6 protein-coding genes and 1 pseudogene are annotated in these 11,672 nt (G+C 72.2%); 4 read left to right on the top strand and 3 right to left on the bottom strand.

What is annotated here, in order from left to right:
• Positions 1-61 precede the first annotated feature (61 nt).
• Together GUY61_RS27040 and gap are read right to left on the bottom strand one after the other, a co-directional pair.
• Positions 62-1,792 carry a GAF domain-containing sensor histidine kinase gene (locus tag GUY61_RS27040; RefSeq protein WP_166632866.1) on the bottom strand — a complete coding sequence of 577 codons (1,731 nt, stop codon included), beginning with the start codon at positions 1,790-1,792 and terminating at the stop codon, positions 62-64.
• Positions 1,793-1,982: 190 nt separating this feature from the next.
• Positions 1,983-3,011, bottom strand: coding sequence for a type I glyceraldehyde-3-phosphate dehydrogenase (gene gap, locus GUY61_RS27035; protein WP_166632865.1), 1,029 nt, complete (start codon positions 3,009-3,011; stop codon positions 1,983-1,985).
• Positions 3,012-3,396: 385 nt separating this feature from the next.
• On the opposite strand from gap, the gene GUY61_RS27030 reads away from it, so the two are divergent.
• The 4 genes from GUY61_RS27030 (at position 3,397) to adhE (ending at position 11,416) form a co-directional block, all read left to right on the top strand.
• Complete coding sequence (locus GUY61_RS27030) at positions 3,397-4,269, top strand: universal stress protein (RefSeq protein WP_166632864.1); 873 nt, start codon at positions 3,397-3,399, stop codon at positions 4,267-4,269.
• A gap of 125 nt (positions 4,270-4,394) precedes the next feature.
• Positions 4,395-5,405, top strand: coding sequence for an alcohol dehydrogenase AdhP (gene adhP / locus GUY61_RS27025; RefSeq protein WP_166632863.1), 1,011 nt, complete (start codon positions 4,395-4,397; stop codon positions 5,403-5,405).
• A gap of 138 nt (positions 5,406-5,543) precedes the next feature.
• The gene (gene ppdK / locus GUY61_RS27020) at positions 5,544-8,243 is read left to right on the top strand and encodes a pyruvate, phosphate dikinase (RefSeq protein ID WP_166632862.1); all 2,700 of its coding nucleotides are present in this window, start codon (positions 5,544-5,546) and stop codon (positions 8,241-8,243) included.
• A gap of 224 nt (positions 8,244-8,467) precedes the next feature.
• A complete protein-coding gene (adhE, locus tag GUY61_RS27015; RefSeq protein ID WP_279576857.1) occupies positions 8,468-11,416 on the top strand; it encodes a bifunctional acetaldehyde-CoA/alcohol dehydrogenase in 2,949 nt (982 codons plus the stop codon).
• Here the strand turns inward: adhE and GUY61_RS41945 are convergent.
• Positions 11,325-11,588, bottom strand: a pseudogene (locus tag GUY61_RS41945) (HIT family protein); the annotation flags it as partial. The gene adhE and the pseudogene GUY61_RS41945 sit on opposite strands and share 92 nt — an antisense overlap.
• Between the last annotated feature and the right edge of the window lie 84 nt (positions 11,589-11,672).

The raw sequence follows: 11,672 nt of genomic DNA, 5'->3' as shown, positions 1-11,672 counted from the left end.
GGCATCCGGCCGCGCGGGGCAAGGGCCCGGGCGGCCGGAGTACGGGGTACGGCGAGAGGTGTCAGCGGTCGCCGATGGGCACACGCCAGGTCAGGGTCGTGCCGCCGCCGGCGGGGCACTTGATGTCGAAGGTGCCGCCGAGCTGGTCGGCGCGTTCGCCGAGGTTGCGCAGGCCGCTGCGGCGGCCGCCCTCGGGGACGCCGACACCGTCGTCGGAGACGGTGAGGGTGACCTCGACGCCGTCGGTCTCGAGGGCGACGTCCACGCGGCTGGCGTGGGCGTGACGGGCGGCGTTGGTGAGGGCCTCGGAGAGGACCGCGACGAGCTGGTCGGCGACCTCGCGCGGCACGTTGGTGTCGAGGAGGCCCTCCATGCGCAGGCTCGGGGCGAAGCCGAGGACGGGTGCGGCCTCGCCGACGGCCCTGACGGCGCGGGTGCGCAGAGTCTCGCCGCCGTCCGACTCCCGGGCCCGCAGCCCGAAGATCGTCGAGCGGATGATCTTGATGGTCTCGTCCAGGTCGTCGACCGCGCGCAGCACCCGCTCCGACGCCCCGGCGTGCTCGATGAAGCGCCCGGCGCTCTGCAGGGTCATGCCGGTGGCGAAGAGCCGCTGGATCGCGAGGTCGTGCAGGTCGCGGGCGATCCGGTCGCGGTCCTCCAGCAGGGCGATCTGCTCGGCGTCGGCGCGCCGCTCGGCCAGCTCCATCGCCACGGCCGCCTGGCCGGAGAAGCCGAGGAGCGGCCCCGTCTCGGTCTTCCCGAACACGGTGCGTCCGGCCTCGCGGACGAGCAGCAGCACACCGCGCACCCCGTCGCCGCTGCCGACGGGGACGGCGACCGCGGGCCCCATGCCCTCGAATCTCTGCCGGCTCGCCGTGACCCGGTCGTCGCCGCGGACGTCCGGGCTGGTGACGGGCTGGGCGGCGGTGTACGCGGCGCCTATGAGACTGCCCTCGACGGGCAGCGTCAGGCCGCGGTGGGTTTCGGCATTGCGGCCGATGGCCAGCTCGACGGCGAGCGTCCCGGTGTCGGGCACCGGCACCGCGACCATGGCCAGGTCGGCGTCGGCGATGTCCCGTGCCCGCTCGGCGATCAGGCCGAGCACCTCCCCGCGGGGGCTGCCGGACATCAGGCTGTGGTTGATCTCCGCGCTGGCCATCAGCCAGCGCTCGCGCAGCATGGCCTCCTCGTAGAGCCGCGCGTTGTCGATGGCCACACCGGCCGCGACGGCGAGGGTGGACAGCACCGACTCGTCCTCGGCGTCGAACTGGGCGCCCCCGCGCTTCTCGGTGAGGTAGAGGTTGCCGAAGACGTGGTCGCGGACCCGGATCGGCACGCCGAGGAAGCTGTTCATCGGGGGATGGTTGGGCGGGAAGCCGTACGAGGCCGCGTGCTGGGAGATCTTCGTCAGCCGCAGCGGTTCCGGGTTCCTGATCAGCTCGCCGAGGATGCCGTGTCCGGAAGGGTAGGGGCCGATCCGGGCGATCTGCTCGTCGCTCACGCCGACGGTCAGGAACTCCGACAGCCGCTTGCCGTCGGGCCCGATCACGCCGAGCGCCGCGTATTCCGCCTCGACGAGGACCGCGGCGGCCTCCACGATGCTCCGCAGCACCTGTTCCAGCTCCAGCTCACGCCCCACCGACAGGACGGCTTCGAGCAGGCTGTGCACCCGGTCACGTGTGCCGCGCGCGGCGTCCAGCCTGGCCTGAAGCTCCTCCAGCAACTCGTCGAGCCTCAATTGCGGCAATCGAGTACGGCTGTCCCCGGAGCTTCCCACAGCTGATTCCTCCATATTTGCCTGGTCATGCGGACGTCCGGACGGACCTCCGCCCCGTCACCGTACCCACCCGGGCACGTGCAGCGGAACGGCGGCTGCCCGGCCGGTCCCCTCCCGGACGCCTGGAGGGAGCGTCCGGGAGGACCCGGCGGGGTCGGGAGCGGGGAGGACCCGGCGGGGTCGGGAGCGCCCCGGCCGGCTCCGGTCAGCGCTCCGGGAGGCGGGCCGCGACGTACTCGGTGAGGTCGAGCAGCCGGTTGGTGTAGCCCCACTCGTTGTCGTACCAGCCGAAGACCTTCACCAGCTCGCCGTGGGCCTGGGTCAGCGGTGCGTCCAGGACGCAGGAGGCCGGGTCGCCGACGATGTCGCGGGAGACGATCGGGGCGTCCGAGACCCGCAGGATGCCGCTGAGCGGGCCGGCGGCGGCCTCCCGGAAGGCGGCGTTGACCTCGTCGGCGGTCACGGGGCGGTCGAGTACCACGGTCAGGTCGGTGAGTGAGCCGTCCTCGACGGGGACGCGGACCGCGATGCCGTCCAGGGTGCCGGCCAGTTCGGGCAGCACCAGTCCGACGGCGCGGGCCGCTCCGGTGCTGGTCGGGATGATGTTGACGGCGGCGGTGCGGCCGCGGCGCGGGTCCTTGTGCGGGCCGTCCAGCACGACCTGGTCGTTGGTGTAGCCGTGGATGGTGGTCATCAGGCCCTTGTCGATGCCGAAGGCCTCGTCGAGGACCTTGACGATCGGCGCCACGCAGTTGGTGGTGCACGAGGCGTTCGAGATCACATCGTCGGTGTCCGGGTCGTAGGTGTCCTCGTTGACGCCCATGACGACGGTGGCGTCGACGTCCTTGCCCGGCACGGACAGCAGCACCTTGCGGGCGCCGCCCTTCAGGTGGAGTCCGGCGTCCGCCCGGGTGCGGAAACGGCCGGTCGACTCGATGACGACGTCGACGCCCAGTTCGCCCCAGGCCAGGGCGGCGGGGTCGCGTTCGGCGGTCACGGCGATGCGCCTGCCGTCGACCGTGACCGAGCTCTCGTCGTGCCCGACAGTCCTGCGCAGCCTGCCGTACGTCGAGTCGTACTCCAGCAGATGGGCGAGGGCCGCCGGGGAGGTGAGGTCGTTGACGGCCACCACCTCGACCGGCGTACCGGCCGCCGACTCGGCGCGCTCCAGCACGGCCCGCAGGTAGTTGCGTCCGATGCGGCCGAAGCCGTTGATTCCCACCCGCACGGTCATGTCTGTCGTCCTCCTGGTCAGTGGCGCGGTGGCGCGGTGACGGACCGGCGCGAGGACGGTGTGCGGTCCCCTGTGCCGGTGTTCGCCGTTCAGCCTGCCGGGGCCCGGTGCGGGGCCGGCAGGGCCGTACGGGGACGAGTGAGGGGGACGTTCGGGTCCGGCCTCCGGCCGGGCGGACCACCGGTCTTCCGCCGCGGTGCCCGGCCGGGCTCCCCGGGGCGGCCGGCGGGCGTGAACGCGGCCGTGGTGGGAACGTTAGGGGGGACCATTGGCGGTGCCGCAGGGGCCCAGCGGCCCATGGGCCGGGTGCTGCCGCAGCCTCACGATGCGGTGGAGGCCCGCGGGACCGCCGCCGGCCCAATGCATCGACACGGAGGTCCCTCTCATGTCTTCCCCCATTGTCGTCGGTCTCGACGGTTCACCCGAAAGCCTCGCCGCCGCCGAGTGGGCCGCCCGTGAGGCCGGGCTGCGCTCCCTGCCGCTGGTGCTGTTGAACGCCAGGGTGGAGCAGCCCGGCGACATTCCGGTCAACCTGGATCTGGACGCGCAGAAGCGCCGCGCGCAGGAGATTCTCCAGAAGGTCTCGGAGGACCTGACCTCCCGCCACCCGGACCTGCCGGTCTCGGTCGAACTGATACCCGACACGGCGACCAAGGGCCTGCTGGAACGCGCCGAGGACGCCGAACTGCTGGTGCTGGGCTCGCGCGGGCACGGCGCCGTCGCCGGCTTCCTGCTCGGCTCCGTCGGCATGCAGATCGTGGCCCGGGCGAAGAGCCCGGTGGTGCTGGTGCGGCCGGGCGAGCGTGCCGACGCGGACCCGGAGGACGCCGAGGTCGTCGTCGCGGTCGAGGACCGCACCGCCCCCGCGCCGGAGCTCATGCGCTTCGCCTTCGCCGCCGCGGCCGCCCGCGGGGTCGGGCTGCGCGTCGTGCACGCCTGGAAGCCGCTGCCCATCTACGCCTACAACCCCGAGGCGCTCCGCCTGGAGGACGAGGGCCGCGAGAACGAGGCCCAGGTGCGCAAGGAGTTCGCCGACGGGCTCGCGCCGTGGCGTGAGCAGTACCCCGACGTCGAACTGGTCGAGACGCTCGACCTGGCCTCCGCCTCCGACGTGGTGCTCCAGCACACCGGCCACGCCGCACTGGTGGTCGTGGGCCGCAGGACGCACCGGCCGGCGCTGGGCATGCGCATCGGGCCCGTCACCCACGGGGTCATCCACCACTCGGCCGCGCCCGTGGCCGTCGTGCCCCACGACTGAGGGCCGGTCGGGCCCCTCGCGAAGGACGTCCGGGACCTGCCGGGCACCGTGCCCGGCAGGCGAGTCTGTACTCGACAGCGCCCGGACAGGGCGTCAGAAAGCCTCGGCCACAGGAGAACAACACCATGAAGGCAGCAGTCGTCCAGGCACTCGGCCAGCCGCTCGTCATCGAGGAGCGCCCCGACCCCGTACCCGGCCCCGGCCAGGTGCTGATCCGGGTCGAGGCGTCGGGGCTGTGCCACACCGACATCCACGCGGCGCAGGGCGACTGGCCGGTCAAGCCGGTCCCGCCGTTCATTCCCGGTCACGAGGGTGTCGGCATCGTGGAGGGCCTCGGAACCGGCGTCACCCACCTCTCGGTGGGCCAGCGGGTGGCCGTGCCGTGGCTCGGATACGCCTGCGGGCGGTGCGAGCACTGCCTGTCCGGCTGGGAGACGCTGTGCGAGCAGCAGCAGAACACCGGCTACAGCGTCGACGGCGGCTACGCCGAGAAGATGCTCGCCGACGCCGACTTCGCGCAGGTCGTGCCGGACGGCATCGACCCGCGCGACGCCGCTCCCCTGACCTGCGCGGGCGTGACGACGTACAAGGCGCTCAAGGTCGCCGGGGTCGCTCCCTCGCAGTTGGTCGCCATCTCGGGCGTCGGCGGTCTCGGTCATCTCGCCGTGCAGTACGCCAAGATCGCCGGAGCGACGGTCGCCGCCATCGATGTCACCGACGAAAAGCTGGAGCTGGCACGGGAGTTGGGCGCGGACATCGTCATCGACGCGCGTACCGAGGACCCGGCGAAGGTCCTCAGGGAGCACGGCGGCGCGCACTCCGCCGTCGCGCTCGCGGTCAACGAGGAGGCGTTCGCGGCCGTTTACGGCGGCCTGCGGCGCGGCGGCAAGCTGGTCATGGTCGCGCTGCCGGCGGGCGGCACCATCCGGGTCCCGATCTTCGACACCGTGCTGAACGGCACCTCGGTCATCGGCTCCATCGTCGGTACCCGGCAGGACCTCGACGAGGTGTTCCGGCTGCACGCGGCGGGCCGGACCCGGGTGATCTACCAGACCCGGCCGCTCGACAGCGTCAACGAGTCCATCGCCGACGTGCTGCGCGGGGACGTCGAGGCCCGCATCGTCTTCGAGATGTGAGCCCGGCCCGGCATCCGCGGCACGCCGCCGTTCCCCGCGGCGCGGCCCGTCCCCGCCCGTCCTCCCTCTACCCGTCGATCCAGCGACCCGCGGCCGACCGCGACCACGGTCCGCCGACTCCCCGGAAGGCAGAGCCTCATGGCCCGTTACGTGTACGACTTCACCGAAGGCGGCCGGGAGATGGCCGACCTGCTCGGCGGGAAGGGAGCCAACCTCGCCGAGATGACCCGGATGGGACTGCCCGTGCCGCCCGGGTTCACCGTCACCACCGAGGCGTGCAAGGTGTTCCTCGCCACCGGAAGCGAGCCCGAGGGCCTGGACCGGGAGGTCGCCGCACGGCTGGCGGCCCTGGAGGAGGCCGCGGGACGGACGCTGGGCCGGCCGGACGACCCGCTGCTGCTGTCCGTGCGCTCCGGGGCCAGGTTCTCCATGCCCGGCATGATGGAGACGATCCTCGACATCGGGCTGAACGACGAGTCCGTGAAGGGCCTGGCGAAGGTCACGGGCAACGAACGCTTCGCCTTCGACTCCTACCGCCGGCTCGTCCAGATGTTCGGCAGCACGGTCATGGGTATCGACAGCGCGCTCTTCGAGGGCGAACTGGCCCGGCTGAAGAGGGCCAGGAACGCGCCCGACGACCTGCACCTGGACGCCGCCGACCTCGCCGGGCTCGTCGGGACCTACCAGGAACTGATCCTCCGGGAGACCGGCGAGGAGTTCCCGCAGGACCCCGTCGAGCAGCTGCGCCGCTCCATCCACGCCGTCTTCTCGTCGTGGAACGTCGAGCGGGCCCGCATCTACCGGCGCCGCGAGCACATCCCCGACGACCTCGGCACCGCCGTCAACGTGCAGACCATGGTCTTCGGCAACCTCGGCCAGGACTCCGGCAGCGGCGTCGCCTTCACCCGCGACCCGGCCACCGGCCGGCCCGGCGTCTACGGCGACTACCTGCCCAACGCCCAGGGCGAGGACGTCGTCTCCGGCATCCGCAACGCCATCCCTCTGGCCGAGCTCCAGCGCCTCGACCCGGCCTCGTACGAGGAACTGTGCGGCCACATGCGGGCCCTGGAGGACCACTACCGGGACCTGTGCGACATCGAGTTCACCATCGAGCGCGGCAAGCTGTGGATGCTCCAGACCCGTGTCGGCAAGCGCACCGCGGAGGCGGCGTTCTTCATCGCGCACCAACTCGTCGACGAGGGGCTCATCAGCCAGGACGAGGCGCTGGAGAGGGTGAGCGGAGAAGGGCTCGCCCGGCTGATGTTCCCGCGCTTCGACAGCGAGTCGGTCGCCGAACCCCTCGCCCACGGCATCCCGGCCTCGCCCGGCGCCGCGGTGGGTGCCGTGGTCTTCACCTCCGCCGAGGCCGTCCGCCGCGCCGCAGCCGGCGAGAAGGTCGTCCTCGTACGGCAGGAGACCACCCCGGACGACCTGCCCGGCATGGTCGCCGCCCAGGCCATCCTGACCAGCCGCGGCGGCAAGACCAGCCACGCGGCCGTCGTCGCCCGCGGCATGGGCAAGGTCTGCGTGTGCGGCGCCGAGGCACTCGACGTCGACCCGGCGGCACGGCGGTTCAGCACCAACGGGACCACGGTCACCGAGGGCACGGTCATCTCCGTCGACGGCACGCAGGGCGTCGTGCACCTCGGCGCCGCCCCGCTCGTCGACTCCGAGGTCGTGCGGTACTTCGAGAACCACGGGCAGCCGGCCGGCGAGGGCGAGCAGCCGGTCGTCGACGCGGTGCACCGCCTGATGCAGCAGGCCGACGCGGTACGGCGGCTGGGCGTGCGCGCCAACGCCGACACCCCGGAGGACGCCGCGCGGGCCCGCCGCTTCGGTGCCGAGGGCATCGGCCTGTGCCGCACCGAGCACATGTTCCTCGGTGAGCGCCGCCGGCTGGTGGAGGCGATGATCCTCGCCACCACCGACGACGGGCGCGACCGGGCGCTGGCCGGTCTGCTGCCGCTCCAGCGGCAGGACTTCGTGGGCATCCTCGAAGCCATGGACGGCCTCCCCGTCACCATCAGGCTCCTCGACCCGCCGCTGCACGAGTTCCTGCCCGACCGGACCGAACTGGCCGTGCGGCTCGCCGCGACCGAGGCGCACGGCGACGCGAAGGACCCGCACGAGGTGGAACTGCTCGAGGCCGTGAACCGCATGCACGAGGAGAACCCGATGCTCGGGCTGCGCGGCGTCCGGCTCGGCCTGGTGGTGCCCGGCCTGGTCGCCATGCAGGTGCGGGCCATCGCGGAGGCGGTCGCCGAGCGGAGGAAGGCGGGCGGCGACCCGCGGGCCGAGATCATGGTCCCGCTCGTCGACACCGTCGAGGAGCTGCGCATCGTGCGGGCCGAGGTGGAGCGGGTCCTGTCGGAGGTGTCGGAGGAGACCGGCGTCACCGTCGACTGCCCGGTGGGCACGATGATCGAGCTGCCCAGGGCCGCGCTGACGGCGGGGCGGATCGCCCAGGAGGCGCGGTTCTTCTCCTTCGGGACCAACGACCTCACCCAGACCACGTGGGGCTTCTCCCGCGACGACGTCGAGGCGGAGTTCTTCTCCGCCTACCTCGACCAGGGCATCTTCAAGGTCTCCCCGTTCGAGACACTGGACCGCGAGGGCGTCGGCCGGCTGATCGAGATCGCCGTCGCCGAGGGCCGGGCCACCAGGCCGGACCTGAAGATCGGCGTCTGCGGCGAGCACGGCGGCGACCCCGACTCGGTGCACTTCTTCCACGGCGCCGGCCTCGACTACGTCTCCTGCTCCCCGTTCCGGGTGCCGGTCGCCCGGCTGGAGGCGGGCAGGGCGGCGCTGGAGGGGACACAGGGCAGCGACAGCAGGTGAGGACCGTCCAGGACCACCCAGGTGGGGGGTGAGGAAGGCCCCGGGCCCGAACGGCCCGGGGCCTCCGGGCCGTTCGGGCCGAGGCAGGGACCTGTGGCACCTGGGTCCCGGCCCCTCCCCCGCGGGAGGGTGGAGTCGAAGCGGTACGGACCACACGTCACCGGGCCGCTTCCCTCATGAGCCGCCCGACCGCCGGCGCGGCCCCGACAACGGAGGCAATCGCCATGGCCCGTCACGACGAACGCAAGCGGACCGCCCTCGACGCACCCCCGTCGGAGCCCTCCATCGCCGTGGACCGACTGGTCACCAACGGGCTGAAGGCGCTCGCCGACTACGAGTCCCTGACGCAGGAACAGATCGACCACATCGTCAAGAAGGCCTCGGTCGCCGCCCTCGACAGCCACACCGGGCTCGCCCTGCTCGCGGTGCAGGAGACCGGCCGCGGCGTCTTCGAGGACAAGGCCGCGAAGAACATGTTCGCGTGCGAGCACGTCACGCACAGCATGGGCAAGATGAAGACCGTCGGGGTCATCGCCCGCGACGACATCGACGACATGATCGAGATCGCCGAGCCCGTCGGCGTGGTGTGCGCCGTCACCCCGGTCACCAACCCGACGTCCACCACCGTCTTCAAGGCGCTGATGGCGCTCAAGACCCGTAACCCCGTCGTCTTCGCCTTCCACCCCTCGGCGCAGCGGTGCAGCGCCGCCGCCGCCAAGGTCGTGCGCGACGCGGCCGTCGCGGCCGGCGCGCCCGAGCACTGCGTGCAGTGGATCGAGGAGCCGTCGGTCGAGGCGACCGGCACGCTGATGAAGCACCCCGGGGTCTCGATGATCCTCGCCACCGGAGGCAACGCGATGGTCAAGGCGGCGTACTCGGCCGGCAAGCCGGCCCTGGGCGTCGGCGCGGGCAACGTCCCCGCGTACGTCCACAAGAGCGCCAAGGTGCGGCGCGCCGTCAACGACCTCGTGCTGTCGAAGTCCTTCGACAACGGCATGATCTGCGCCTCCGAGCAGGCCGTCATCCTGGACACCGAGATCTACGACGCGGCGCTCGCCGAGTTCCGCACGCTCCACGCGCACCTGGCCACCGCCGAGGAGAAGCGGAAGCTGGAGACGTTCCTGTTCCCCGGCGACACCACCAACAGCGGCTGCGAGCCGAAGGTCAACGCGGCGGCCGTCGGGCAGAGCCCGGCCTGGATCGCCGAGCACGCCGGGTTCAGCGTCCCCGAGGACACCTCGATCATCCTCGTCGAGGCCGAACACGTCGGCGCCGACGAGCCGTTGACGCGGGAGAAGCTCTGCCCGGTGCTGACCGTGCTGCGCGCCGGCTCGCTCCACCAGGGCTTCCAGCTGGCCGCCGACATGGTGGCCTTCCACGGGCAGGGCCACACCGCGGTCGTGCACACCGAGGACCCGGAGGTCGCCGAGGCGTACGGCCGGCGCATGAAGACCGTACGGGTCATCGTCAACTCGCCGTCCTCGCAGGGCGCTATCGGCGGCGTCTACAACAGCCTGCTGCCCTCGCTGACGCTGGGCTGCGGTTCCTGGGGCAGCACCTCGGTGTCCAACAACGTCTCCGCCGCGCACCTGCTGAACATCAAGCGGGTCACCACCCGGCACAACAACCTGCAGTGGTTCAAGGTCCCGCCGAAGATCTACTTCGAGCCCGGTGCCATCCGCTACCTGACATCGATGCCAGAGGTGCACCGCGTCACCGTCGTCACGGACGCGACGATGACCCGGCTCGGCTTCACCGACCGCGTCACCCGGGTGCTCCAGCGCCGCCCCGAGGCCGTGACCGTCCAGGTCATCGACAACGTCGAACCCGAGCCCACCATCGACTCGGTGCAGCGCGGCGCCCGCCTGATGCGGGACTTCCGCCCGGACACCATCATCGCCCTCGGCGGCGGCTCGCCGATGGACGCGGCGAAGGTGATGTGGCTGCTGTACGAGCAGCCGGACATCGACTTCGCCGACATGCGGCAGAAGTTCTCCGACATCCGCAAGCGGGCCTTCCGCTTCCCGGTTCTCGGCGAACGCGCGCGGCTGGTGTGCATCCCGACCACCTCGGGCACCGGCGCGGAGGTCACCCCGTTCGCGGTCATCTCCGACCCCGCGAGCGGCAAGAAGTACCCCCTCGCCGACTACGCCCTCACCCCCAGCGTGGCCATCGTCGACCCGCTGCTGACCGCCGCGCTGCCGCCAGCGCTCGCCGCCGACAGCGGCTTCGACGCCCTCACGCACGCCATCGAGGCGTATGTGTCCGTCTACGCCAACGACTTCACCGACGGGCCCGCTCTGCACGCCATCAGGCTCATCTTCGCCAACCTCGAGGCGGCGGTGAACGACCGGGCGAACAGCCCCGAGGCGCGCGAGAAGATGCACAACGCCGGCACCATCGCGGGCATGGCCTTCGGCAGTGCCTTCCTCGGCATCGTCCACGCCATGTCCCACACCCTGGGCGCCACGTTCCACATCGCCCACGGGCGGACCAACGCGGTCCTGCTGCCGCACGTCATCCGCTACAACGGGACCGTGCCGACGAAGCTGACCGGCTGGCCGAAGTACGAGGACTACCGGGCGCCGGAACGCTTCCAGGAGATAGCGCGCACCCTCGGGCTCCCCGCCTCGACCCCGCAGGAGGGCGTCGATTCCCTGGCCACCGCCGTGGAACGGCTGCGTGACGCGGCGGGCATCGAACCGTCGTTCCAGGCGCTCGGCGTCGACGAGAAGGCGTTCCTGGACGCGCTGCCGCAGCAGTCCCTGAACGCGTACGAGGACCAGTGCGCACCGGCGAACCCGCGGATGCCGATGCTGGACGACATGCAGGAGCTGATGCGGCCGGCGTGTTCGCGGTGTGACGCCGCGACGGTGCGACACCAGGACGGCGTCACGGCGCGAGTCGCTCTGCCAGTGCCCGCGCGAGCCGGTCCGCGTCCGCCGCCGCCACCCATTCCTCCTCCGGACGCCGCAGCAGAGCGAACACCCCGGGCCCGCGCAGCTCCGGGGCCAGGTCCTCCGGCCGGGGGACGACGTGGAAGTGCACGTGCTCGAATCCCCGCTTCTCCGCGAACTGCGCGACGTAGCTCCTGGCGCAGCCCGTCACGTCCCGCAGCGCCGCCGACAGCCGTACCTGCCACGTGCCGAGGCCCGCCGCCTCGGCGGCGGTGAGCTCGTGCACGGCCACCACGTGCCGCCGCGGCAGCAGCACCAGCCACCCGGGCAGCGCGGTGCCGTGGGCGTGGGCCACCCGCCAGTGCTCGTCGTGGGCGATCCGCTCACGGGGCGGCAGAGCGGCGAACCGCGTCTCCTGGATACACGGGTAGCAGTCGAGTACCGTCACGCGGCAGAGCGTAGGCCAAAGGCGTCCACGGGCCGCCCAGCCGTGCCCGGCACTCCTCGGGACTCAGCACGGCCAGCCGGGTGC

It is taken from the genome of Streptomyces sp. GC420, assembly GCF_009916105.1.
GTDB lineage: Bacteria > Actinomycetota > Actinomycetes > Streptomycetales > Streptomycetaceae > Streptomyces.
Note: the sequence above shows the minus strand (reverse complement) of the source record. Positions and strands in the feature narration are given on the sequence as shown.